This is a genomic window from Streptomyces sp. NPDC060049 (assembly GCF_042736715.1).
GTDB lineage: Bacteria > Actinomycetota > Actinomycetes > Streptomycetales > Streptomycetaceae > Streptomyces.
The window spans coordinates 205,069-228,577 of sequence record NZ_JBHWVV010000003.1; the positions used below are offsets into that span (position 1 = coordinate 205,069).

The 23,509-nt window shown below is 72.8% G+C and carries 19 protein-coding genes; 11 read left to right on the plus strand and 8 right to left on the minus strand.

What is annotated here, in order from left to right; all coding sequences use genetic code 11:
* Positions 1-11: 11 nt before the first annotated feature.
* Positions 12-1,628 (minus strand): carboxyl transferase domain-containing protein, encoded by a 1,617-nt coding sequence (locus ACFWBY_RS06225; protein WP_385334449.1) that lies wholly within the window; start codon positions 1,626-1,628, stop codon positions 12-14.
* 100 nt (positions 1,629-1,728) lie between these two features.
* Here ACFWBY_RS06225 and ACFWBY_RS06230 point away from each other — a divergent pair, with 100 nt between their 5' ends.
* Together ACFWBY_RS06230 and ACFWBY_RS06235 are read left to right on the plus strand one after the other, a co-directional pair.
* The gene (locus tag ACFWBY_RS06230; RefSeq protein WP_385334451.1) at positions 1,729-2,307 is read left to right on the plus strand and encodes a TetR/AcrR family transcriptional regulator; all 579 of its coding nucleotides are present in this window, start codon (positions 1,729-1,731) and stop codon (positions 2,305-2,307) included.
* Between the two features lie 56 nt (positions 2,308-2,363).
* The gene (locus ACFWBY_RS06235) at positions 2,364-3,176 is read left to right on the plus strand and encodes a phosphatase (RefSeq protein ID WP_385334453.1); all 813 of its coding nucleotides are present in this window, start codon (positions 2,364-2,366) and stop codon (positions 3,174-3,176) included.
* Between the two features lie 119 nt (positions 3,177-3,295).
* Here ACFWBY_RS06235 and ACFWBY_RS06240 read toward each other — a convergent pair whose 3' ends face one another.
* From ACFWBY_RS06240 to ACFWBY_RS06250, 3 genes are read right to left on the minus strand one after another with little or no spacing between them, the layout of a single operon-like run.
* The gene (locus ACFWBY_RS06240) at positions 3,296-4,234 is read right to left on the minus strand and encodes a cation diffusion facilitator family transporter (protein ID WP_385334455.1); all 939 of its coding nucleotides are present in this window, start codon (positions 4,232-4,234) and stop codon (positions 3,296-3,298) included.
* Positions 4,235-4,258: 24 nt separating this feature from the next.
* A complete protein-coding gene (locus ACFWBY_RS06245) occupies positions 4,259-5,140 on the minus strand; it encodes an acyl-CoA thioesterase (RefSeq protein ID WP_385334457.1) in 882 nt (293 codons plus the stop codon).
* 35 nt (positions 5,141-5,175) lie between these two features.
* Positions 5,176-6,333 (minus strand): acyl-CoA dehydrogenase family protein, encoded by a 1,158-nt coding sequence (locus ACFWBY_RS06250; protein ID WP_385334459.1) that lies wholly within the window; start codon positions 6,331-6,333, stop codon positions 5,176-5,178.
* Positions 6,334-6,686: 353 nt separating this feature from the next.
* Between ACFWBY_RS06250 and ACFWBY_RS06255 the strand changes: the two genes are divergently transcribed.
* Complete coding sequence (locus ACFWBY_RS06255; RefSeq protein WP_385334461.1) at positions 6,687-7,571, plus strand: hypothetical protein; 885 nt, start codon at positions 6,687-6,689, stop codon at positions 7,569-7,571.
* A gap of 9 nt (positions 7,572-7,580) precedes the next feature.
* On the opposite strand, the gene ACFWBY_RS06260 is transcribed toward ACFWBY_RS06255, so the two are convergent.
* On the minus strand, positions 7,581-9,077 hold the full coding sequence (locus tag ACFWBY_RS06260) for a helix-turn-helix domain-containing protein (RefSeq protein WP_385409630.1): 1,497 nt from the start codon (positions 9,075-9,077) through the stop codon (positions 7,581-7,583).
* A 126-nt stretch (positions 9,078-9,203) separates the two neighbouring features.
* On the opposite strand from ACFWBY_RS06260, the gene speB reads away from it, so the two are divergent.
* Positions 9,204-10,172 carry an agmatinase gene (gene speB / locus ACFWBY_RS06265; RefSeq protein WP_385341544.1) on the plus strand — a complete coding sequence of 323 codons (969 nt, stop codon included), beginning with the start codon at positions 9,204-9,206 and terminating at the stop codon, positions 10,170-10,172.
* Between the two features lie 46 nt (positions 10,173-10,218).
* On the plus strand, positions 10,219-11,886 hold the full coding sequence (locus ACFWBY_RS06270; RefSeq protein ID WP_385341545.1) for a thiamine pyrophosphate-binding protein: 1,668 nt from the start codon (positions 10,219-10,221) through the stop codon (positions 11,884-11,886).
* On the opposite strand, the gene ACFWBY_RS06275 is transcribed toward ACFWBY_RS06270, so the two are convergent.
* Positions 11,858-12,283 (minus strand): ATP-binding protein, encoded by a 426-nt coding sequence (locus tag ACFWBY_RS06275; RefSeq protein ID WP_385341548.1) that lies wholly within the window; start codon positions 12,281-12,283, stop codon positions 11,858-11,860. The genes ACFWBY_RS06270 and ACFWBY_RS06275 overlap by 29 nt on opposite strands.
* 164 nt (positions 12,284-12,447) lie before the next feature.
* Here ACFWBY_RS06275 and ACFWBY_RS06280 point away from each other — a divergent pair, with 164 nt between their 5' ends.
* The 3 genes from ACFWBY_RS06280 to ACFWBY_RS06290 all read left to right on the plus strand — a co-directional run bounded on the left by ACFWBY_RS06280 (position 12,448) and on the right by ACFWBY_RS06290 (position 17,311).
* Positions 12,448-13,209: a GntR family transcriptional regulator gene (locus ACFWBY_RS06280; RefSeq protein ID WP_385341549.1), complete on the plus strand. Its 762-nt coding sequence runs from the start codon at positions 12,448-12,450 to the stop codon at positions 13,207-13,209.
* A gap of 8 nt (positions 13,210-13,217) precedes the next feature.
* Entirely contained in the window at positions 13,218-13,349 is a 132-nt protein-coding gene (locus ACFWBY_RS06285; protein ID WP_385341551.1) for a hypothetical protein, read from the plus strand.
* 149 nt (positions 13,350-13,498) lie between these two features.
* Positions 13,499-17,311, plus strand: coding sequence for an ABC transporter transmembrane domain-containing protein (locus ACFWBY_RS06290; protein WP_385341553.1), 3,813 nt, complete (start codon positions 13,499-13,501; stop codon positions 17,309-17,311).
* 19 nt (positions 17,312-17,330) lie between these two features.
* Here the strand turns inward: ACFWBY_RS06290 and ACFWBY_RS06295 are convergent, their stop codons facing one another.
* Entirely contained in the window at positions 17,331-17,885 is a 555-nt protein-coding gene (locus ACFWBY_RS06295) for an EF-hand domain-containing protein (protein WP_385341555.1), read from the minus strand.
* Between the two features lie 99 nt (positions 17,886-17,984).
* On the opposite strand from ACFWBY_RS06295, the gene ACFWBY_RS06300 reads away from it, so the two are divergent.
* From ACFWBY_RS06300 to ACFWBY_RS06310, 3 genes are all read left to right on the plus strand, one after another.
* Positions 17,985-19,574: an aldehyde dehydrogenase family protein gene (locus tag ACFWBY_RS06300; RefSeq protein ID WP_385341556.1), complete on the plus strand. Its 1,590-nt coding sequence runs from the start codon at positions 17,985-17,987 to the stop codon at positions 19,572-19,574.
* Positions 19,575-19,675: 101 nt separating this feature from the next.
* A complete protein-coding gene (locus ACFWBY_RS06305) occupies positions 19,676-20,077 on the plus strand; it encodes a hypothetical protein (RefSeq protein WP_385341559.1) in 402 nt (133 codons plus the stop codon).
* A gap of 84 nt (positions 20,078-20,161) precedes the next feature.
* Entirely contained in the window at positions 20,162-21,613 is a 1,452-nt protein-coding gene (locus tag ACFWBY_RS06310; protein WP_385341561.1) for a S28 family serine protease, read from the plus strand.
* A gap of 23 nt (positions 21,614-21,636) precedes the next feature.
* On the opposite strand, the gene ACFWBY_RS06315 is transcribed toward ACFWBY_RS06310, so the two are convergent.
* Entirely contained in the window at positions 21,637-23,499 is a 1,863-nt protein-coding gene (locus tag ACFWBY_RS06315) for a glycoside hydrolase family 3 protein (protein WP_385341563.1), read from the minus strand.
* Between the last annotated feature and the right edge of the window lie 10 nt (positions 23,500-23,509).

A 23,509-nucleotide genomic window follows, 5' to 3' on the forward strand; every position in this document is an offset into this window, starting at 1 on the left:
AGGTCCTCACGTCACATACGGAAGATGCCGAAAGCGGAGTCGCCCAGCGGGGCGTTCGCGCACGCGGTCAGGGCCAGGCCGAGCACCTGCCGGGTCTCCAGCGGGTCGATGACCCCGTCGTCCCACAGCCGGGCGGTCGCGTAGTAGGCGTTGCCCTGCGCCTCGTACTGCTCGCGGACCGGGGCCTTGAAGGCCTCCTCGTCCTCGGCGGACCAGCCCTGGCCGGCGCCCTCGATCTGGTCGCGCTTGACGGTCGCCAGGACGGACGCCGCCTGCTCGCCGCCCATCACCGAGATCTTGGCGTTGGGCCACATCCACAGGAAGCGCGGCGAGTAGGCCCGGCCGCACATGGAGTAGTTGCCGGCGCCGTAGCTGCCGCCGACCACGACCGTCAGCTTGGGGACCCGGGCACAGGCCACGGCGGTGACCATCTTGGCGCCGTGCTTGGCGATGCCGCCGGCCTCGTAGTCCCGGCCGACCATGAAGCCGGAGATGTTCTGGAGGAAGAGCAGCGGGATGCCGCGCTGGTCGCACAGCTCGATGAAGTGCGCGCCCTTCTGGGCGGATTCGGAGAACAGGATGCCGTTGTTGGCGATGATCCCGACCGGGTGGCCGTGGATCCGGGCGAAGCCGGTGACCAGCGTCTGCCCGAACTCCGCCTTGAACTCCTGGAAGCGGGACCCGTCCGCGATCCGGGCGATGATCTCGCGGGCGTCGTAGGGGGTGCGGGAGTCGACCGGTACCGCCCCGTACAGGCCGTTCGGGTCCACCTTCGGCTCTTGAGGTGCCTCGACCGACCAGGGCAGGGCGCCGCGCTCGGGCAGCGTGGCCACGATGTTCCGTACGATCCGCAGCGCGTGGGCGTCGTCCTCCGCGAGGTGGTCGGTGACCCCGGAGGTACGGGAGTGCACCTCGCCGCCGCCGAGCTCCTCGGCGGTGACGACCTCGCCGGTCGCGGCCTTCACCAGCGGCGGGCCGCCGAGGAAGATGGTGCCCTGGCCGCGCACGATGACGGCCTCGTCGCTCATGGCGGGGACGTACGCGCCGCCCGCCGTGCAGGAGCCGAGGACGGCGGCGATCTGCGGGATGCCGGCCCCCGACATGCGGGCCTGGTTGTAGAAGATGCGGCCGAAGTGGTCCCGGTCGGGGAAGACCTCGTCCTGCATGGGGAGGAAGGCGCCGCCGGAATCGACCAGGTAGAGGCAGGGGAGACGATTCTCCAGAGCCACTTCCTGGGCGCGCAGGTGCTTCTTGACGGTCATCGGGTAGTACGTGCCGCCCTTGACGGTGGCGTCGTTCGCGACGATCACGCACTCGCGGCCGCTGACCCGCCCGATGCCGGCGATCACGCCGGCGGCCGGGGCCGCGCCGCCGTACATGTCCTCGGCGGCCAGCGGGGCCAGCTCCAGGAAGGGGGACCCGGGGTCGAGGAGGGCGTCCACGCGGTCGCGCGGCAGCAGCTTCCCCCGGGCGGTGTGACGGGCGCGCGCCTTCTCCCCGCCGCCGAGCCGGGCGGCCTCCAGCCGGGAGCGCAGGCCCTCGGCGAGTTCGCGGTGGGCGGCCTCGTTGGCCCGCCAGGCATCGGACGCCGGGTCGGCGGCGCTCGTCAGCACTGGTGCCTGCTGCATCGGTCGAGCTCCCTTGCTCGGTACACGCTTGTTAATGAGCGTTAACGCATGTGGGACTTAGGTTAACGACCGCTAACGGCCCTGTCTAGAATGGATTCCCATGAGCACCAGAGCGGCCGCCCCGACCCGTCGCGAGCAGATCCTCAACGAGGCCGCCCGCCTCTTCGCCGCGCGCGGCTTCCACGGCGTGGGCGTGGACGAGATAGGGGCCGCCGTGGGCATCAGCGGCCCCGGCCTGTACCGGCACTTCGCGGGCAAGGACGCCATGCTCGCCGAACTGCTCGTCGGCATCAGCGAGCGGCTGCTCACCGGTGGCCGCCGGCGCGTGGAGGAGGCGGACGGCGACCCGTCCGGCCTACTGGCCTCCCTCGTCGAGGGCCACATCGACTTCGCGCTCGACGACCGGGCGCTGATCACCCTCCACGACCGGGAGCTCGACCGGCTGCGCGACGCCGACCGCAAGCTCGTGCGGCAGCTGCAGCGGCAGTACGTCGAGCTGTGGGTCGACGTCGTGCGCGAACTGCATCCCCAGGTGGGCGAGGCGGAGGTACGCGTGTGCGTGCACGCGGTCTTCGGCCTGCTGAACTCCACCCCGCACCTGGCCGCCCTGGGCCGGGAGGCGACGGAATCGCTGCTGCGGCGGCTCGCCAACGGGGCCTTCGGGGCGCTGTCGGGATGAGGCCCCGTGTCCGCCGGTCGGGATGGAGCGGACGCCTGCGCCCGCGCGGCGGCAGAATGGGCCGCATGCCGAAGCCGATAGAGACGCCCGTACCCAGCCGCGCCGAACTCGTCGACCACCTGGTCCGGACGCGGATCGCGGGGCAGGTGGCCACCCCGCGCGACAACAACCTCTCCCACTACCGCAAACTCGCCAACGGCGACCGGCACTACTGGCTGGGCCTGGAATTCGGCGACCGCTGGAGCGACGAGCAGGACGTGCTCGCGGTGATGGCCGAACGCTGCGGTGTCGTGGACGACCCCGCGCACCGACACGGCCAGGACACCATCGACCCCGAACTGACCGTGGCCGGCCTGGACCGGCTGGCGGCGCGCCTGCGCAAAGCGGCGCTGGACCAGCAGAGCGTGCTCCTGGCCACCGGGCACCCGGGCGGCCTGCTGGACGTCCACCGGGCGACGGCCGACGCCCTGCGCGCGGCGGGCTGCGAGATCGTGGTGATCCCGCCGGGCCTCGTGGCCGACGAGGGCTCGGTGTGGCAGTTCGCGGACGTCGCCGTACTGGAGCGCGGCGCGACGCTGTGGCACACCCACTCCCCGGAACCGATGGCCGCGATCCTGGACGCCCTGGCGGCGCACGGCCGCCCCCAGCCGGACCTGGTCGTCGCCGACCACGGCTGGGCGGGCTGCGCGGCGCAGCGCGGTCTCGACGCCGTCGGGTACGCGGACTGCAACGACCCGGCGCTCTTCCTGGCCGAGGCCGAGGGCACCCTCCAGGTGGCGGTCCCCCTGGACGACCACGTCCGCGACCCGCGCTTCTACGACCCGCTGGTGGCGTACGTCCTGGACGCGGCGGGCCTGCTCCCTTCGTGACGGACTCCGACCGGCGGGGCTGACATCGGCCCCGCCGGCGCGGGTCCGGGCGGAGCCCGGGGAGCGGAGGAGGGGCGGGTAGGGGACGAGCCCCGCAGGGCCCTCCGCCCACCGGCGCGTCAAGAGGGCGGAGGCGTGGGCGTCGGGTCCAGGTACACCCGGCGGATCGCCGGGAACCGCTCCCGCAGCTGCGCCTCGGCGACCTCGCACGCCGCCTCCACCTGCCGGGCCGACGCCAGGTCGTGGAAGTCGACCTTCGCCGCCACCAGCACCTCCGACGGCCCCTGCACCAGCGTGGTGAGCTCCAGGACCCCCTCGATGTGGAGGACCGACAGCAGTTCCTCGCGGACCGCCGCGCGCATGGCCGGGGGCAGCGGCCGGCCGATCAGGTACCGCGCGTTCGACCGGCCGAGCTCCCACGCCACGCAGACCAGCAGCAGCCCGATCAGCAGCGAGGCCACTGCGTCGTAGGCGCTCGACCCGGTGAGCTGCGCGCCCAGCAGTCCGCCGGCCGCCAGGGCCAGGCCGATGAGCGCGGCCGCGTCCTCCAGCAGGACGGCCTTCACGGCCGTGTCGGGGGTGTGCTTCACGTACGGCCCCAGCGGCGCCCGCAGCCGCGCGGCCTCGCCCTTGACCCGCCGCCAGGCCACCAGCAGGGAGCAGCCCTCCAGCACGAAGGCGACGGCGAGGATGACGTAGGACAGCGCGGGGTTCCCGGGGTCCTCCCCGTGGACCAGCGTGTGGATGCCGTCGTAGACCGCGAACACCGCGCCGCCGGCGAAGGTGGCGATCGAGGCCAGCAGCGCCCAGACGTACCGTTCGGGTCCGTAGCCCAGCGGGTGCGCCTCGTCCGCCGGCTTCGCGCCGCGCTTGAGGGAGGTCAGCAGCATCAGCTCGGTGACGGTGTCGGCCACCGAGTGCGCGGCCTCGGAGAACATCGCGCTCGATCCGCTGACGATCCCGCCGACCACCTTGGCGGCGGCGATGGCGAGGTTCGTGAGCGCGGCGACGACGACCGTCCCGACGCTCTCGTCCCGGTTCCCACCACTGCTGGACATGAGGCGACGGTATGCCGGACGGCCCTACCGCGCGCGCGGGACGCGCACCACGCCCTCCTGGATGACCGTCACGGCCAGTCGGCCGTCCTGGGTCCAGATCCGGGCCTGGCCCAGGCCCCGGCCCGCGGCCGCCGAGGGCGACTCCTGGTCGTACAGCAGCCACTCGTCCGCGCGGAACGGCCGGTGGAACCACATCGCGTGGTCCAGGGAGGCGCCGACCACGTCGCCGACCGCCCAGCCGCCCCGCCCGTGGGCGAGCAGCACCGAGTCGAGCAGGGTCATGTCGGAGACGTACGTGGCCAGGCAGGTGTGGAGCAGCGGGTCGGCGCTGTCCAGCTTGCCGGCGGTACGGAACCACACCTGCGAGCGCGGTTCGACCGGCTCGCCGACCGTGCCCCAGGGCGGGACCGTGGCGTACCGCAGGTCCACCGCTGCGCGGGCGTCGATCAATCGCTCCACGGTGCCCGGGTCGCGGAAGGTGTCCCGGTAGAGCGGCAGCGACTCGGCGGCCGTCGGCAGGGTCTCCGGATCGGGTGCTTCGGGCATCGCCGCCTGGTGGTCGAGGCCCTCCTCGTACGTCTGGAAGGACGCGGAGAGGTGGAAGATCGGCTGCCCGTGCTGGACGGCGACGACCCGGCGCGTGGTGAAGGAGCGCCCGTCGCGGATCCGGTCGACCGAATACACGATGGGCGCGCCCGGGTCGCCCGCGCGCAGGAAGTACGAGTGCAGCGAGTGCGCGGTGCGGTCCCCGGGCACGGTGCGGCCGGCCGCGACCAGGGCTTGGGCCGCGACCTGGCCCCCGAAGACCCGCGGTACCAGCGCCGAACGGCTGGTACCGCGGAAGATGTTCTCCTCGATCTGCTCGAGGTCGAGCAGATCGAGGAGCGTCGTCAGTGCCTCGTTCATGATGGGTAAGCGGCCGCCCTGGTTCCTTCTGGTGCTTACAGGCCCATCGACTTGGCGATGATGGACTTCATGACCTCGCTGGTGCCGCCGTAGATGCGGTTCACGCGGTTGTCGGCGTACAGGCGGGCGATCGGGTACTCGTTCATGTAGCCGTAGCCGCCGTGCAGCTGGAGGCACTTGTCGATGACGCGGTGCGCGACCTCGGTGCAGAACAGCTTCGCGGACGCGGCCTCGGCGGCGGTGAGCTCACCGGCGTCCAGGGCCTCCAGGGCGCGGTCGGCGACCGCCTCGGCGGCGTCCACCTCGGCCTGGCAGGCGGCCAGCTCGAACTTGGTGTTCTGGAAGTGCGCGACCGGCTTGCCGAAGACCGTGCGGTCCGTCACGTACTGCTGCGCGAACCGGACGGCGGCCTTGGCCTGCGCGTAGGCGCCGAAGGCGATGCCCCAGCGCTCGGAGGGCAGGTTGGCGCCGAGGTAGTAGAAGCCCTTGTTCTCCTCGCCGAGCAGGTCCTCGACCGGGACCTTCACGTCGACGAACGCCAGCTCGGCGGTGTCGGAGGTGCGCAGGCCGAGCTTGTCGAGCTTGCGGCCGATGGAGTAGCCCTCGGACTTGGTGTCCACGGCGAACAGGGAGATGCCGAAGCGCCGGTCGTCCTCGCGCGGGGCGGAGGTGCGGGCGCAGACGATCACGCGGTCGGCGTGCACGCCGCCCGTGATGAAGGTCTTGGAGCCGTTGAGGACGTAGTGCGTGCCGTCCTCGGAGAGCTTGGCGGTGGTCTTCATGCCCGCGACGTCGGAACCGGTGCCCGGCTCGGTCATCGCGAGGGCCCACATCTCCTCGCCGGTGACGAACTTCGGCAGGAAGCGCTTCTTCTGCTCGTCGGCGGCCAGCATCTTGATGTAGGGCAGGGCGAGCAGCACGTGCACGCCGGAACCGCCGAACTGGACGCCCGCGCGCGAGGTCTCCTCGTAGAGGACGGCCTCGAACTTGTGGGTGTCCAGGCCCGCGCCGCCGAACTCCTCGGGGACGTTGATCCCGAAGATGCCCAGCTCGCCGAGCTTGTAGTAGAAGTCGCGAGGGGCCTGGCCGGCCGCGAACCACTCGTCGTAGACCGGGACGACCTCGGCCTCGATGAAGGCGCGGATGGTCTCGCGGAACGCCTCGTGGTCCTCGTCAAAAACGGTACGGCGCACGGCCGGCTCCCTTCGGTCGCGGCGGTCCGCCGCTTATGCCTAAGCGCTTGCTCATAGCTAAGTTACCCGGGAGTCACTCCGACTGTCCAGGGCGGTGGACGTGACCCCGGAAACGTTTCTCCGCCGTGCCCGCCGGCCCGGCGCCCGGGCGGTCCGGCCGCGGCTCGCCCGCGCGGCGCCGCGCCTTCCCCCGTGCCCGCGGTGCAGCGCGGCTGGAGCCACGGGGAGTGGCCGGATACCCCCTTCTGCGTCACCGGCGCCGGGGGTTTGACTCGTTCCTCCGGATCCGTACACGACGGAACCGGACCGTTCGCGACAGAACCGGACCCGTTCACGACAGGAATGGAAGACGCATGCTCAGGAGGCTGTTCTTCAGGAAGGTGTCGGGTCTCGCGGCGGTCGTGGCGGTCACCGCCGTGCTCGGCGCGGGCACGGCCGTCGCGGCACCGCAGGGGCCCGGGCAGGAGCCCGGGGGGAAGCGCGTGTACAACGCGATGCAGATCGCCTTCGACGCCTCGCAACCCGACGCCTTCTGCACCATCGGGGCGGTCGGCAACGACGACTACGGGCGGAAGATCGCCATATCGGCCGGGCACTGCATCTCCGGGCCCGCGTACGCCGACCGGGAGATCCGCGAGGACATCATCCCGGTCTACCACCGGCAGGACATCGGCTACGGGCCCATCGGGTACGTCCGCTGGTTCAAGGACCCGGAGGGGTCCATGACGGGACACCTCACCAAGGACTACATGGTCATCGAGCTGGTGGCGGGCGTGACGCTCTCCTCGCAGGGGCCGCACCTGAAGCAGACCGGCGTCCTCGAGGTGCCCGGCGGGATCCCCAGCCCGAACGCCCTCAGCCCCGCGCTGAACAGCGAACGGCTGCTCGGCGCGGCCTGGTTCAACAACAACGAGCTGGTCGTCTCCGGCCAGCTCGGCGTCTGGTACGGCCGGGTCACCAACAACGACCGCGGTGTCTACCAGGCCCACCCCCAGCACAAGGCCGGCGACTCCGGCGGGCCCACGATCTGGCACGTGCCGGGGACGGCGTACCCCTCCGAGGCCAACGGCTTCAAGGCCCAGGGACCCTGGGCGGGCATCACCAAGGGCATGATCATCTCGTATCCCCTGTACGTGTACACCAGCTCGGCGAACATCCTGGCCGACCTCCGCGCCCGTGACGCCGCCGACCCGGCCGACGTCTTCGGCGCCGGCTTCGAGGTGACGACGAACCCGTAACGGGGGGCCTCACCCCTCCGGCGGCCGGCGCAGCGCGAACCACAGCTCCATCCGGGTGTCCGGGTCGTCCAGGTCGGTGCCCAGCAGGCCGGCGGCCCGGGCGACGCGCTGGCGGACGGTGTTGCGGTGGACGCCGAGCGCGGCGGCGGCGCGGTCCCAGCTGCCGTGCTGGGCCAGCCAGGCGCGCAGGGTCTGCCTGAGGACGGGGGAGAGCGGGCCGAGCAGGGCCTCGGCGTGCGCGCGGGCCTCGGCCTCGCCGACCAGACCCGCGAAACCGGGGTCCGTGTGCCGGGCCATCGGGGTGCGGGCCGCCTCGGCGCGCTCCAGGGCCCGCCCGGCCTGCGCGGCGGCGCCGGGCAGGCCCTCGGGCGCGGCCGCGGCGCTCACCCCCAGCCGCCAGCCCGCCTGCGGGGCGGGTTCCCGGTCGGTGAGCAGGCGTACGCCGTCCTCACGCGGGTCCAGCAGCACGGTGCCCAGCGCGGCCGCCAAAGTCTCCGGATCCCCGCCGCCCCGGGCGTGGACGGCGTACCAGGGCCCGGGACCCAGCGCCTCGCGCGGCTCCCCGCCGAGCAGCAGCCGGGTCAGGGCCGCGGCCTGCGTGCCCGCCGGGCGGTGGGCGGTGAGCAGGGTCAGCAGTACGGCCGCCACCGAGGCGATGGTGTGGTCCCCGGGTGCCCGCGAAGGGGTGGCCAGGGCCAGGGCCCGCCCGTCCCCGAGGGCGTGGGCGGCGAGGTGGAGCTCGCCGTGGGCGGCGGTGGCGGTGGCCGCGGAGCCGGGCCCCACCCGGCGGGCGAGCGCGGCGAGCGCGACCAGCACCTCGGGGGCGGGCCGCGGCCCGGCTCCCGGCGCGGCGACGGGCCCCGGGCCGGCCGGGGCCGCCGCGACCCGTGTGTCCTGTGGCGGGGTGGCGGTCGGGAGCAGGCCCGCCCAGCCGCCCAGGGCCGCCGCCAGGCGGCGCAGGACCGCCGGGACCGGGTCCGGGCGGGCGGCGGCCGCCGCCAGGGACTGCTGGGCCTCGGTCACGCGGCGGAGCTCGGCGGTCCGGGCCCGCGCCATCAGCCGCCAGACGCTCCGGCCGACCGCCGTGAACGGGGTTTCGGGCGGCACTTCCACCAGGGGCAGCCCGTACCGGGCGCAGGCGTCGACGAGGGACCGCGGCACGGTCTCGTACACGGGGGTCACCCCGAAGCCGATGGCCGCGGTCCCGGCCCGGACGAGCCGGGCGACGTACTCCCCGGCATCCGCCCCGGCATGCGTCCCGGAATCGGCCCCGCCGTGCGTCCCTGCGTGGACCGGACCGCCTGCGTGCGGCTGCGCTCCGGCGAGGCCCGCGCCCGCCGTCAGCAGCAGCTCACCGCCCAGCAGGTAGGGCGACGGGTCCGCCATCTCGGAGGCGTGGACGCCGTGCACCTCGCCCTCGGCGGGCCCCGCCAGATGCCGCAGCCCCAGCTCGTGGTCGGCGAGCAGCCGGCCGAGCGCGACCGGCGGGGTGGGGGGTGCCTCCATGGATACTCCATACACATCAAGGGAGCCAGATGGATGAAACGTACACTTCGCGCCTTCTGGGTGTCGGCTTACGCTCGAAGCACCGCACCCGTAGGAACCGCAGTACCTCCAGAAGGGCACCCCCCCATGAGCACGCAGCCGCGCGGCCCCGTCGACTCCTCCCGCATCCCGCGCTACGCGGGCCCCGCGACCTTCGCCCGGCTGCCCCGCCTGGACGAGGTCGGCGGCACCGCGGACGTCGCCGTCGTCGGCGTGCCCTTCGACTCCGGCGTCTCCTACCGCCCCGGCGCCCGCTTCGGCGGCAACGCCATCCGCGAGGCCTCGCGCCTGCTGCGCCCGTACAACCCCGCGCAGGACGCCTCCCCCTTCGCGCTCGCGCAGGTGGCGGACGCCGGTGACATCGCCGTGAACCCCTTCAACATCAACGAGGCCGTCGAGACGGTCGAGGCCGCCGCCGACGAGCTGCTCGGCTCGGGCTCGCGCCTGATGACCCTGGGCGGCGACCACACCATCGCCCTCCCCCTGCTGCGCTCGGTGGCGAAGAAGCACGGCCCCGTCGCGCTGCTGCACTTCGACGCGCACCTGGACACGTGGGACACCTACTTCGGCGCCGAGTACACGCACGGCACGCCGTTCCGCCGCGCCGTGGAGGAGGGCATCCTCGACACCGAGGCGCTGTCCCACGTCGGCACGCGCGGCCCGCTGTACGGCAAGCAGGACCTGGACGACGACGCCAAGATGGGCTTCGGCATCGTCACCTCGGCCGACGTGTACCGGCGCGGCGCCGACGAGGTCGCCGACCAGCTGCGCCAGCGCATCGGCGACCGCCCCCTGTACATCTCCATCGACATCGACGTGCTGGACCCGGCGCACGCGCCCGGCACGGGCACCCCCGAGGCCGGCGGCATGACCTCCCGCGAGCTGCTGGAGATCATCCGGGGGCTGTCCTCCTGCAACCTCGTTTCCGCCGACGTCGTCGAGGTCGCCCCGGCGTACGATCACGCCGAGATCACCTCGGTCGCGGCCTCGCACACCGCGTACGAGCTCACCACGATCATGAGCCGCCAGATCTCTGCCGCCCGGCAGGGTCGGTAAGCGCACTGCCGCGGCGAGGGCGAACCCGAAGGGCGAGTAAGCGCACGTGACGCACGACCACGACCTGGTACTCCGTCCCACCGAAGCCCAGAAGGCGGCCGCGCTCGCGCCGCCGCCGGGGCGGACGGGCGGGGACCTGGTCGTGGAGACGCTGCGTTCGCTCGGCGCGACCACCGTCTTCGGGCTGCCGGGGCAGCACGCCCTCGGCCTCTTCGACGCGGTCGGGCGCAGTGACCTGCGGCTGATCGGGCTGCGCACGGAGAACAACGCGGGCTTCGCCGCCGACGCGTACGGCCGGATGACGGGCGAGGCGGTTCCGCTGCTGCTGTCCACCGGCCCGGGCGCGCTGATGGCGCTGCCCGCCCTCGCCGAGGCGGCCGCCGCGTCGGCGCCCGTCCTGGCGATCTCCTCGCAGGTCCCGACCCCCGGCCTGGGCGGCGGCCGGCGCGGGCACCTGCACGAGCTGCGGGACCAGGCGGCCTCCTTCCGGGACGTCGTCAAGTCCGTCCACGCCGCCCGCAGCCCCTCCCAGATCCCGTCGGTGATCGCCGAGGCGTGGGAGTCGGCGCTGACGGCCCCGCCCGGCCCGGTGTTCGTCGAGATCCCCGAGGACGTCCTGCGCGCGGAAACGGTGGTCCCACAGGTCACCGGCATGGACGCGACCCCGCACGAGCTCGCCCCGCGCCCGGAGCTGACGGCGCTCGCCGCGCACTGGCTGGAGAACGCCGGGCGTCCGGTGATCATCGCGGGCGGCGGAGTCATCCGTTCGGACGCGGCGGGCAAGCTGAGGCAGCTGGCGGAACGCCTGAACGCACCGGTCGTCACCACCTTCGGCGGCAAGGGCGCCTTCCCCTGGAACCACCCGCTGTCCCTCCAGTCCTGGCTGGAGGACCGCCACATGACGGACTTCCTGGAGGACGCGGACGTCCTGCTGGTCGTCGGGTCGGGCCTGGGGGAACTCTCCTCGAACTACCACACGTTCTTCCCGGAGGGCCGGATCGTCCAGATCGAGGCCGACCTCGGGAAGCTCGAGTCCAACCACGCGGCCCTCGGCATCCACGCGGACGCCCGCCTCGCCCTTCAGGCGCTCCTCGAAACGGTCGCCGAGCGCGAGGACCCCTCGGCTCCGGAGCGCGTCCGCCTGCTCCTCGCGGACATCGCTGCCCGCCTGTCCCTCCAGGACGTGGACCTGGAGCAGTCCTTGCTGGCCTCCATCAGGTCAGCCCTCCCGGCACGCTCCCCGTCCTTCTGGGACATGACGATCCTGTCCTACTGGGCCTGGTCGGCCTTCGACGCCAAGCACCCCAACACCATGCACTCGGCGCAGGGCGCGGGCGGCCTCGGCTACGCCTTCCCGGCGGCCCTCGGCGCGTGCGCGGCGGAGCCGGGCACCCCGGTGTTGGCCGTCTCGGGCGACGGTGGAGCGATGTACTCCATCGCGGACCTGGCCACGGCGAAGCAGCACGACCTGGACGTCACCTGGCTGATCGTGGACGACGGCGGCTACGGCATCCTGCGCGAGTACGGCTGCGAGACGGGCACGTCCCTGACCCGCCCCGACTTCGCGGCCCTGGCCGCGGCCTTCGGCGTCCCCTCGGCCACCACCACCCCGCAGACCCTCCGCGAGGACCTGGCCAAGTCCCTGGCCGAGCCGGGCCCCTCGGTCCTGGTCCTCCCGGCCACCCTCAAGATGTTCGCCCCGACGCACATGTGATCTCGGCCCAGACGGCCTTCCCGATTCCATGCGGCCGGGGACAGCAGCCCCACCGCTCGGCCATGGCCGCCACGATGGCGAGCCCGCGCCCCCGCTCGTCCCACTGCGTGGCGGCCTCGGGCACCAGGTCGACGACGGGCCCGGCGTCGGCGACCTCTACGCGCAGCACCCCGTCGTACCTGGCGAGCCGGACTCCGATGTCCCGGCCGTGCGGCGCGTGGGAGTGCCGTACGGCGTTGGTGACCAGCTCGGAGAGCAGCAGCGCGGCCGTTTCGGCGGGATCCGGGTCGACGCCCCACTCTGCGAGCTGCTCGCGCAGCAGCGCGCGGGCCCGGCCGGGAGCGCGGTGGCTGCGGGGCAACAGCCAAGAGATCTCATCGGCTTGCACCAATGTCATGGACTCACCTCTCTAGAGATAGTTCTCCAAGTGAAGCGCTCTGCCGGGTTAAGGGTCAAGAGATTCTCTAGAGATGTCGGCGAATGTCTTGTGCTGGCGTGCGTGCCGCCTCTTCGGCGCGATGGGGTGCCTAGGATGACTAGAGATGATCAGGGAGGACCCGCATGCCGAGTGATGGCGCCGTACGGCAGCCCAAGTACCAGCGCATCGCTGCCGCGCTGAAGGCAGCCATCGAGTCCGGCGAGTACGGGCCCGGGGACCGGCTGCCCGGCGAGAACGACCTGATGAGTGCGTACGGGGTCGCCCGGATGACCGCACGGCAGGCGCTCGGTGTGCTCCAGTCCGAGGGCCTGACCGAGGCGCGCAAGGGGGCCGGGGTCTTCGTCCGGGAGTTCCGGCGGATCCGGCGGCGGGGGATTCAGCGGTTGGCCGCAGAGGTCTGGGGTGAGGGGCGGTCCATCTGGGCAGCCGACACCGAGGACCGGGAGCCCGTCGTCGAACTGCTGTCCGTCACCGAAGAGGCCGCCCCCGAGGCCGTCGCCGCCGTGTTCGGGCTGCCGGGCGGCGCTCCCGCATGCGTCCGGCGCCGCAGGTTCCTGCTCGACGGCAAGGCCGTCATGCTCGCGACCTCGTACCTCGACGCCGCTCTCGTGGTCGGCACCCCCATCACGGAACCGGACACCGGACCCGGTGGGATCTACGCCCGCCTCGCCGAGCTCGGACAGCGGCCGACCCGCTTCCGCGAGGAGGTCCGCTCGCGGATGCCCACGTCCGATGAGGCCGCGAGCCTCGGGCTGGCCGTCGGGACGCCGGTCGTCCTGGTGGCCCGTACGGCCTTCGCCGCCGACGGGCGGGTCGTCGAGGTCAACGAGATGGTCCTCGACGCCTCCGCGTACGTGCTGGAGTACGAGTTCGACGCCCCGTAGGAGGCGCTGTGCAAGACGACGAGGCCACGGCCGAGGCCGAGCGCCGGCTCCAGAGGCTGCGGGCGCTGGACGGGCTCGTGGCGATGGGCGAGCGCGGCGACTTCGACCTCCTCCGGGACGAGGCCGCCTACCGCCCCTGAGTTCCACGCGTCCTGGAGCGGTTCTCCCGGATGGTCCAAGCCGCCTCGCCCAGCATCGCGCAAACCCGTTCGATTGTTGCCACGGGATGAAATCCGCCCGTCGGGGCGTTGGCGCTTCCGGCAGGACAGGACGAACGGGGAGGCCTCACGTGGCGGCGGCAGCAGAGACGGCGACCGGGGAGAAACAGGGCTGGGGCAAGCGGCTGACGGCCTACACCTGGCGGTACAAGGCCAATGTGCTGCTGGCGCTCGGGTCCTCTCTCGGCGGTATGGCCGTCATGGCGCTCGTGCCCCTGGTCACCAAGGTGATCATCGACGACGTCATCGGCGACGAGAGCAAGCCCATGGGGCCCTGGGCCGGGATGCTCATGGGCGCGGCCGTCCTCGTGTACGTGCTGACCTACATCCGCAGGTACTACGGCGGCCGTCTCGCCCTCGACGTGCAGCACGACCTGCGCACCGACATGTACGACACCATCTCCCGCCTCGACGGACGCCGCCAGGACGAGCTGTCCACCGGCCAGGTCGTCGGGCGGGCCACGAGCGACCTGCAGCTCATCCAAGGGCTGCTCTTCATGCTTCCGATGACCATCGGGAACTTCCTGCTCTTCGGGATATCCCTCGGGATCATGCTGTGGCTCTCGCCGCTGCTGACCCTCGTCGCGCTGCTCATGGCACCCGCCCTGTGGTTCATAGCCAAGCGCAGCCGCAAGAAGCTCTTCCCCGCCACCTGGTACGCCCAGAGCCAGGCCGCCGCCGTAGCCACCGTCGTCGACGGGGCCGTCACCGGCGTCCGCGTCGTCAAGGGCTTCGGCCAGGAGGACCAGGAGACCGGCAAGCTCCGCGACGCGGGCCGCCGGCTGTTCGCGGGGCGGATGCGGAGCATCCGGCTCAACTCGCGGTACACCCCCGCCCTGCAGGCCGTCCCCGCCCTCGGACAGGTCGCCATGCTGGCCCTCGGCGGCTGGATGGCCACCAAGGGGCAGGTGACCCTCGGTACCTTCGTCGCCTTCTCGACCTATCTCGCCCAGCTCGTCGGTCCGGTCCGCATGCTCGCCATGGTCCTCACCGTCGGCCAGCAGGCCCGCGCCGGCGTGGAGCGGGTCTTCGAGCTCATCGACACCGAACCCGTCATCGAGGAGGGGGGCCGGGAGCTTCCCGCGGACGCCCCCGCCACCGTCGAGTTCGAGGACGTACGGTTCGGCTACGACGCCGAGCGCCCGGTCCTCGACGGCTTCTCGCTGCGGATCGACGAGGGCGAGACCGTCGCCCTCGTCGGCTCCTCCGGCAGCGGCAAGTCCACGGTCTCCCTGCTCCTGCCCCGCTTCTACGACACCGACCACGGCACGGTCCGGGTCGGTGGCCACGACGTGCGCGAGCTGACCTACGACTCGCTGCGTGGAGCGATCGGGCTGGTGCCCGAGGACTCGTTCCTCTTCTCCGACACCATCCGCTCCAACATCGCCTACGGACACCCCGGCGCCACCGACGAGCAGGTCGCGGCCGCCGCCCGCGCCGCCCAGGCCGAAGGGTTCATCCAGGCCCTCCCCGCCGGCTACGACACCACGGTCGGCGAGCAGGGGCTCACCCTCTCCGGCGGCCAGCGCCAGCGCATCGCCCTCGCCCGCGCCATCCTCACCGACCCCCGCCTGCTGCTCCTCGACGACGCCACCTCCGCCGTCGACGCCCGCGTCGAGCACGAGATCCACGAGGCGCTGCGCGCCGTCATGGCGGGCCGCACCACCCTGCTCATCGCCCACCGCCGCTCCACGCTCGCGCTCGCCGACCGGATCGCCGTACTGGACCGCGGCCGGCTCTCCGACATCGGCACGCACGAGGAGCTGGAACAGCGCTCCGCCCTGTACCGCCGGCTGCTGACCGACCCGGACGCCCTCGGCTCCGCGTCCCCGCAGACTCCGGACACCGCGCCCATGGCCGAGTTCGAGCGCGACCTCGAAGGCGGTCAGGGCCGGGACATCGAGCGGGACATCGAGCTCGAAGCCGAGATCGACTCCGAACCCGTCAACGCCAAGCGCCGGGTGGCCGGCGGGATCACCCCGGCGCTGTGGCGGCGCCAGGAGGAGGCGGAGGAGAAGGACACCGCTCCCGCCGGCATGCCCGCCACCCCCGAGCTGCTCGCGCAGGTGGCCGCGCTGCCGCCCGCCCAGGACACCCCCGACGTGGACGAGGACCGTGCCGCGTCCGCCGAGGACAGCTACAACCTGCGCCGCCTGCTCCGCGGCTTCTGGGCGCCCCTCGCGATATCCCTCGGACTCGTCGCCGCCGACGCCGGATCCGGGCTGCTCCTGCCCATCCTGATCCGGCACGGCATCGACCAGGGCGTGGAACAGGCAGCCCTGGGCGCCGTCTGGGTGGCCGCCGGCCTCGCGCTGGCCGTCGTCCTCGCCCAGTGGGCCGCGCAGTTCGCCGAGACCCGGATGACCGGCCGCACCGGCGAGCGCGTGCTCTACGCGCTGCGCGTCAAGATCTTCGCGCAGCTCCAGCGACTCGGCCTCGACTACTACGAGCGCGAGCTGACCGGCAAGATCATGACCCGTATGACCACGGACGTGGACGCCCTGTCCAGCTTCCTGCAGACCGGGCTCGTCACCGCCGTCGTCTCCGTCTTCACCTTCTTCGGCATCCTGATCGCCCTGCTCGTCCTCGACGTCGAGCTGGCGCTGATCGTCTTCGCCACCCTGCCCGTCCTGGTCCTCGGCACGTTCTTCTTCCGCCGCAGGTCGGTCGCCGCGTACGAGCTCGCCCGCGACCGCGTCGGCCTGGTCAACGCCGACCTCCAGGAGTCGGTGGCGGGGCTGCGCATCGTCCAGGCCTTCCGCCGCCAGCGTTCGGGAGCCGCCCGCTTCGCGGAGCGCAGCGACTCCTACCGCGAGGCCCGGGTCCGCGGCCAGTGGCTGATATCCGTCTACTTCCCCTTCGTCCAGCTGCTGTCCTCCGGAGCCGCGGCCGCCGTGCTGATCGTCGGCGCGGGCAGGGTGGAGGCCGGCACGCTCACCACCGGCGCGCTGGTCGCGTACCTGCTCTACATCGACCTGTTCTTCGCACCGGTCCAGCAGCTCTCCCAGGTCTTCGACGGCTACCAGCAGGCGACGGTCTCCCTCGGCCGGATCCAGGGCCTGCTGCGCGAACCGACCAGCACGCCCCGCGCCGACGCGCCGCGCGCCGTCCCCGAGCTGCGCGGCGAGATCGCCTTCGAGGGGGTCCACTTCGCGTACGGCACCGCCGAGGAGCGCGGCGAGAAGGAACAGGCGCTGGCCGGAATCAGCCTGCGCATCCCCGCCGGGCAGACCGTCGCCTTCGTCGGCGAGACCGGGGCCGGCAAGTCCACGCTGGTCAAGATGGTGGCCCGGTTCTACGATCCGACGTCCGGCCGGGTCACCGCCGACGGGGTGGACCTGCGCGAGCTGGACCTGACGGGCTACCGCCACCGGCTGGGGGTCGTCCCCCAGGAGCCGTACCTCTTCCCGGGGACGGTCCGCGACGCCATCGCCTACGGGCGGCCCGGGGCGAGCGACGCGGAAGTGGAGGCCGCCGCGCACGCGGTCGGCGCCCACGCCATGATCGCCACCCTCGACGGCGGCTACCTGCACACCGTCACCGAACGCGGCCGCAACCTCTCCGCCGGGCAGCGCCAGCTGATCGCGCTGGCCCGCGCCGAGCTCGTCGACCCCGACGTGCTGTTGCTCGACGAGGCCACCGCCGCCCTCGACCTGGCCACCGAGGCCCTGGTCAACCAGGCCACGGACCGGCTCGCGGGCAAGCGCACCACCCTGGTCGTGGCGCACCGCCTGACGACCGCCGCGCGCGCCGACCGGGTCGTGGTCATGGACCGCGGCCGGGTGGCCGAGGACGGCACCCATGCCGAACTGCTGGCCCGCGGGGGCAGCTACGCGCGGCTGTGGCGGACCTTCGTCGGAGAGGACGAGCGCGCGGCCGCCTGAACGCGGTGACCGGCAGGGCTCAGAGCTCGCCGAAGAGCAGGTTCCCCGGGGCGTCCTCCTCGGTGCCGGTGTAGTACTCGCGCACCGCACCGAGGAGTTCGTCCACGGACAGGAACCCGTCGTGATTGGTGTCGATCCGGGCGAAGAGCGCGTCCGCGTCCTCGCGGTCCAGCTTCGTGTCGAAGGCGAGCTGGGCCTTGTGGAACTCCTCGGCGCTGACGCGGCCGTCGCCGTCGGCGTCGGCGACCAGGAGCATCGCCTGGACCATCGGCCGGAACGACTTGTCGTACGCCGCGCCGCCGCCCCGGTACAGGCGCGTCATGCCCTGCTTGTACTCCTGCGGCGTCACCTTGCCGTCCCGGTCGATGTCCAGCTCGGTGAACAGCTCCTGCCAGAAGTCGACGAGTCCGCCCATCACCTGGGTCGCCTTGGGGGAGGTGGCCGGCTCTCCGAGGGCCGCCAGGAGGCGTGAGCCGAGCCCGATGATGTCGTGCTCGTCGATCACCCGGTCGCCGTTGACGTCGAGGTGCGCGAAGGCGCGGTCCAGCTTGCGGTCGAGCAGGTCGTTCGTCATTTGAGTTGCCTTCCACGGCTACGTTGCGCTGTCGGTGGATCACCTACCGTAGTCTCCCCCGTGATCGCGAACTCTTGTTATCCCGCTAGGAAGTTGTGGATGCACTCTTACGAGGTATGGGTGGCCGGCACGGAAGAGCCCGGCACCCGGTGGGTCTACTGGCCCCGGGTGGGCCGACTGCTCCGCGAGCCGTTCGAGGTGCTCGGCCTCAAGGCCCGCCTGGAACGCGGTGAGGACCTCCCGTACGACGGCCGCCTGCTCGCCGGCCGCGTCGCCATGTCCACCCCCGAGCAGGGCTCGCGCGCCCTGGCCGCCGCCCGAGCCGCCCAGCCGGCCTGGGCGAGGATCCCGCTCGCCGACCGGCTGGAGCTGCTGCACGGCGTCCACCGCGCGGTCGTCGAGCGCCGCGAGGAGCTGACCGCACTGCTGGTCGCCGAGGGCCACCCGGTGCGGCTGGCCGCCTGGGAGCTGGACTCGGTGGCCTGCGGGTTGCATCCGGACTCCGTCGCCGATTTCGCCGACCGGCTGCGGGAGCCCGAGCGGACCTCGGCGGGCCGGCGGATCCGCATGGTGCGCAAGCCGGACGGGGTGGTGTGCCTCAGTCCGCCGCGCAACGCACCGACCTCCAACTCCTTCTACGGGGTGACGGCACTGGCCGCGGGCAACAGCCTGGTCGTCAACGCGCCACCGACCGCCCCGCTGGGCGTCAGCTTCGTCTACCGGGAGATCGTGGCCCCGCTCCTGGAGCGCCTCGGCGCTCCGCCCGGCACCCTGAGCGTGCTCTCCACACACGCGCGCGCCGTGGTGCGCCAGTGGCTGGACAGCCCCGACTGCGACGACCTCGTCTTCTTCGGCGGCTCCGAGCAGGGGCTGAAGCTGGAGCGGGAGTGCGTGGCCGCGGGGAAGAAGCCCGTACTCGAACTGTCCGGCAACGACGGTGTGCTGGTGTGGGGCGACGCCGAGGCGGACCTCGCCGCGCGGGCCCTGTGCGAGCGGTACTACGGCTCCGGGCAGATCTGCATGACCCCGAAGTTCGCCATCGTCCACCCGGAGGTGGCGGACCGGCTGCTGAAGGAGCTGGTGGAGCGGGCGGGGGAGATCCGGCCCGGGCCGCCGGAGGATCCGGACACGGTGCTGAGCCCGGTGGTCAAGCGGGCGGAGTTCACCGAGTTCCTCGACGAGGTGCTGGCGGCCGGCGGCGAGCTGCTGTGCGGCGGTGAGTTCGTCGACGTGGACGACGTGCCCGCGGCGGCGGGGCCGTTCATCCGCCCGGCGGTCGTCCGCGTGGACGGGCTGGAGGCCGCCGGCCGGCTGCGCGCCTTCCGGGAGGAGACCTTCTTCCCGCTGCTCTGCGTGGTCGTGCCCGAGGCGCCCGTCCGGCTGGAGGAGGCCATCGGCTTCCTCAACGCCAACCGCTACGGCCTGCGCAACTCCCTGTGGGCGCAGGACGAGCGCGTCGTCGAGCGGTTCTGCGAGGAGGTGGTCAACGGCGGCATGCTGAAGGTCAACGACTCGCACATCGGCTGCGTGCCGGTGCTCCCGTACAACGGCGGCACGGGCGCCACGGGCGGGATCTTCGGCGAGGCCAACCAGCCCGCCGTGCGCACCACCCACCTCCAGTCGATCGCCGTCGCCACCCTGGTCCGGCCCCGGGAGTCGGTCTTCGACCACACGGCTGCCGTGGAATGAGCCCGCCCGCACCGCAGGTCCTTGTCCACTGCAACCTTTCGAGGGGAATGAACGTCGTACGGGCGTGCGCACGTTAGTACGTACGACCGATGGAGGACAGGGTGCAGAAGGCGCGGAAGGGGCGCGGCCGGTGGGCCGGCCGCCTGGGGGTGTTCACGGCGGCGCTGTGGATGGCCGCGAGCGCGCTGCTCGCGGCGCAGCCCGCGCAGGCGGCGACCGGGGGGTGCCCGGGGAGGCTGGCGGTGGCGCTGCCGTTCTCGACGGGCGAGGTACGGGTGTACCGGACCCGCGACCAGGCCTGCGCCGTGGCGGTGGCCGGTGATCCCGGTCGCCGCCGCCCGATGTCGGTCAGCGTCCAACCGCGCGGCGGGTACCCGGTCCGCGATTCGGGCCGGTTCACCCGTTATGCCGGACCCGTTTCCGTCCATTCGATCCACCGCTGCGTGTACGTCAAGGGGAGCGTGGGCACCGGATCCGTCGATTCCGGCTGGATACTGTGCTGATGGAGCGACCCAACTAGGTCTGTTCAGGCGTGCGTTGCCCCGGCTAGGTTCACGGCGACCGAAGTGAACTCAAGGGGAGGGTGAATGCGCAAGAAGCTCGGATGGCTGCTGTCGCTCGTGGTGCTCATCGGCACCATGGGCGCGGCCGGCACCACGGCACAAGCGGCCACCGCCGCGGAGCCTGCCGCCGCCACGGATGCCACCGCCGCCACGGACATCAAGGACCGGATCCTCGCGGTCCCGGGGATGAGCCTGATCGAGGAGAAGCCGTACACGGGCTACCGCTTCTTCGTTCTGAACTACGAGCAGCCGGTGGACCACCGCGCACCGTGGAAGGGCACCTTCAAGCAGCGCCTGACCCTGCTGCACAAGGACGTCTCCCGGCCGACGGTGTTCTTCACGTCCGGCTACAACGTCAACACCAGCCCGCGCCGCAGTGAGCCGACGACCATCGTCGACGGCAACCAGGTGTCTCTGGAGTATCGATTCTTCACCCCGTCCCGGCCCGATCCGGCCAACTGGGCGAAGCTCGACATCTGGCAGGCCGCCAGCGACCAGCACCGCGTCTTCACCGCCCTGAAGAAGATCTACAAGAAGAACTGGCTCGCCACGGGCGGCAGCAAGGGCGGCATGACGGCCACCTACTTCGAGCGCTTCTACCCGCGCGACATGGACGGCGTCGTCGCGTACGTCGCCCCCAACGACGTGGTCAACAAGGAGGACTCGGCCTACGACCGGTTCTTCGCCACGGTCGGCACCGCCGAGTGCCGCGACAAGCTGAACGCGGTGCAGCGCGAGGCGCTCGTGCGCCGCGAACCGCTGGAGGCCAAGTACGCCGTCGCCGCCGCCGAGAACGGCTGGACCTTCACCACCGTCGGCAGCCTCGACAAGGCCTACGAGGCCGTCGTGCTCGACTACGTGTGGGCCTTCTGGCAGTACAGCCTGCTCGCCGACTGCGCCTCCGTCCCGGCGGCCGCGGCCGCGAGCGACCAGGAGATCTGGGACACGATCGACGCGATCTCCGGCTTCTCGGCCTACGCCGACCAGGGCCTGGAGACGTACACGCCGTACTACTACCAGGCCGGCACCCAGCTCGGTTCGCCCGACATCAAGCAGCCGCACCTGGGCGGTCTGAGCCGCTACGGCTACCAGCCGCCGCGCAACTTCGTCCCCCGCGACATCCCCATGAGCTTCCAGCCGGCGGCCATGCGGGACGTGGACACCTGGGTCAAGCAGCACGCGAACCAGATGCTCTTCGTCTACGGGCAGAACGACCCGTGGGGCGCGGAACCGTTCCACCTCGGTTACGGCGCGCGCGACAGCTACGTGATGACCGCGCCGGGCGCCAACCACGGGGCCAACGTCGCCAAGCTCCAGGAGGGCGAGAAGGCGCTGGCCACCGCGAAGATCCTGCAGTGGGCCGGAGTCGCCCCGGCCGCCGCGCCCACCGGCCCGGCGAACGCCGCGCCGCTGGCGAAGCCGGACGCGCAGCTCGACCAGGTGGACCTGGAGCGCGAGCCGATGCTGCGGCCGTAGCCGCGACCCCCGCTGGGCCCCGGCTAGTACGTCAGCCCGTGGCCCAGCGGGTAGCGGCCCGGCACCGGCACCGGGAGGCGCCCGGTGGGCCGCAGGTCGCCCGTGAGGACCCGGGCCGCCGCCCTCAGCTCCACGTCCGTCCAGGTGTACGTCGCCAGCTCGGCCGCGCAGGCCGGCAGCCGGGCCGGGTCGTACGGGTTGCGGATCGCCACGAGGACCACCGGCACACCGGTGGCCAGCAGCTCCGTGACCAGGTCGCGCTGCGGGCTCGCGCCCTCCGGGACGTTGTAGGTGCACACGACCACGGCCGCGTTGCCGGGAGCCGCGGCCACCGCGCGGGCGGGCGGCAGGGCGGTCGCCCGGCAGCCCAGCGCGGACAGCTCCCGGGCCAGTACCGCCGTAGGGGGGCCCGTAGTACCCGTGGGGGAGACCGGGTCGCTCCCGGTGACCAGGAGCAGCGGCCGGGACGCCGGGTCCAGGGGCAGCAGCTCCACCGGGTTGGCCAGCAGGGTCGTCGTCCGGCCGGCGATCTCCTCGGCGGCGGCCAGGTGCGCCGGGATCCCGACGGCCGCGTCCACCGCCCCGGCAGGGGCCGGCGCGGAGGCCGCGACCTGGTCGAAGAGTCCCCGTCTTGCCTTCAGTTCCAGGATCCGCAGCACCGACTCCTCGATCCGCGCCCGCGTCAGCTCGCCCGACTCCACGGCCGCCAGCACGCTGCGGTGGGCGAGCCCGAGGTCCGGCGGGTTCAGCAGCTGGTCACAGCCCGCCTTCAGGGCCAGTACCGGGACCCGGTCGTCCCCGTACTTCTGGCGTACCCCGGCCATGTCGAGGGCGTCGGTGACCACCACCCCCCGGAAGCCGAGGCGTTCGCGCAGGATGCCGGTGACGACGGGCCGCGAGAGGGTCGCCGGATCCCCCGAGGGATCGAGCGCCGGGAAGACGATGTGCGCGGTCATGACCACGTCCGCGCCGGCCTCGACGGCCGCCCGGAACGGCGGCTCGTCCAGCTCCTCCCACTGCGCGCGGGTGTGCCTCATGAGCGGCAGCCCGACGTGGCTGTCCGTACCGGTGTCCCCGTGCCCGGGGAAGTGCTTCACGGTGGCGGCCACCCCCGCGCCCTGGTAGCCCCGGACCTGGGCCGCGACCAGTTCCGCGACGGCGTGCGGGTCGGAGCCGAAGGACCGTACGCCGATGACCGGGTTGGCCGGATCCACGTTCACGTCGGCCACCGGCGCGTAGTTGTGCCGGATGCCCATCGCGGCCAGCTCGGCGCCCGCGACGCGCGCTGCCCGGCGGGCCTCGGCGGCGGCCCCGCCGGACCGGGGCGCCATCGCCCCCAGCGCCATGGCGCCCGGCAGGAGGGTCGCGGGCTTGCCGACCCGCGCGACGGCGCCGTGCTCCTGATCGATGGAGAGCAGCAGCGGGATGCCCGCGCCGGAATCCGCGGCGGCCTTCTGGAGGCCGGCCGACAGCTCGGCGACCTGGTGCGGGGTCCGGGTGTTGTGCGCCCAGCCGAAGTAGACGATTCCGCCCAAGTGGTAGCGGGAGACCAGCTCGGCGGCGGTGCGCACCCCGAAGAGCGCCTGGTTGCGCTCGGCGTCCTGCGGGTCCGGCTCGGTCGCCGAATGCCCGTACGCGCGGGACACGAAGAGCTGCCCGACCAGCTCGGCCAGGCTCATCCGCGCCATGATCTCGCGGGGCCTGCCCGGGACCGCGGGGTGCCCCGGCGGCCGGTCGCCCGGCCGGCCGTCGTCGGGCACGGGGCCGTGCGGGCTCTGCCCGCCGGGCCGGGAGGGGCCCACGGCGGCGGCGACGGCCCCCGCGGCCGTGACGGCGGCCACGGCGGCCGCGGTGAGCAGGGTCCGGCGGGAAGCTTGGTACGGCACGCGCCGGACG

What these genes read in the sequence shown, in the direction of transcription:
- ACFWBY_RS06225 (WP_385334449.1), bottom strand. Translation starts at nt 1,628, where the DNA reads ATGCAGCAGGCACCAGTGCTGACGAGCGCCGCCGACCCGGCGTCCGAT.
- ACFWBY_RS06230 (WP_385334451.1), top strand. Translation starts at nt 1,729, where the DNA reads ATGAGCACCAGAGCGGCCGCCCCGACCCGTCGCGAGCAGATCCTCAAC.
- ACFWBY_RS06235 (WP_385334453.1), top strand. Translation starts at nt 2,364, where the DNA reads ATGGGCCGCATGCCGAAGCCGATAGAGACGCCCGTACCCAGCCGCGCC.
- ACFWBY_RS06240 (WP_385334455.1), bottom strand. Translation starts at nt 4,234, where the DNA reads ATGTCCAGCAGTGGTGGGAACCGGGACGAGAGCGTCGGGACGGTCGTC.
- ACFWBY_RS06245 (WP_385334457.1), bottom strand. Translation starts at nt 5,140, where the DNA reads ATGAACGAGGCACTGACGACGCTCCTCGATCTGCTCGACCTCGAGCAG.
- ACFWBY_RS06255 (WP_385334461.1), top strand. Translation starts at nt 6,687, where the DNA reads ATGCTCAGGAGGCTGTTCTTCAGGAAGGTGTCGGGTCTCGCGGCGGTC.
- ACFWBY_RS06260 (WP_385409630.1), bottom strand. Translation starts at nt 9,077, where the DNA reads ATGGAGGCACCCCCCACCCCGCCGGTCGCGCTCGGCCGGCTGCTCGCC.
- speB (WP_385341544.1), top strand. Translation starts at nt 9,204, where the DNA reads ATGAGCACGCAGCCGCGCGGCCCCGTCGACTCCTCCCGCATCCCGCGC.
- ACFWBY_RS06275 (WP_385341548.1), bottom strand. Translation starts at nt 12,283, where the DNA reads ATGACATTGGTGCAAGCCGATGAGATCTCTTGGCTGTTGCCCCGCAGC.
- ACFWBY_RS06280 (WP_385341549.1), top strand. Translation starts at nt 12,448, where the DNA reads ATGCCGAGTGATGGCGCCGTACGGCAGCCCAAGTACCAGCGCATCGCT.
- ACFWBY_RS06295 (WP_385341555.1), bottom strand. Translation starts at nt 17,885, where the DNA reads ATGACGAACGACCTGCTCGACCGCAAGCTGGACCGCGCCTTCGCGCAC.
- ACFWBY_RS06300 (WP_385341556.1), top strand. Translation starts at nt 17,985, where the DNA reads ATGCACTCTTACGAGGTATGGGTGGCCGGCACGGAAGAGCCCGGCACC.
- ACFWBY_RS06310 (WP_385341561.1), top strand. Translation starts at nt 20,162, where the DNA reads ATGCGCAAGAAGCTCGGATGGCTGCTGTCGCTCGTGGTGCTCATCGGC.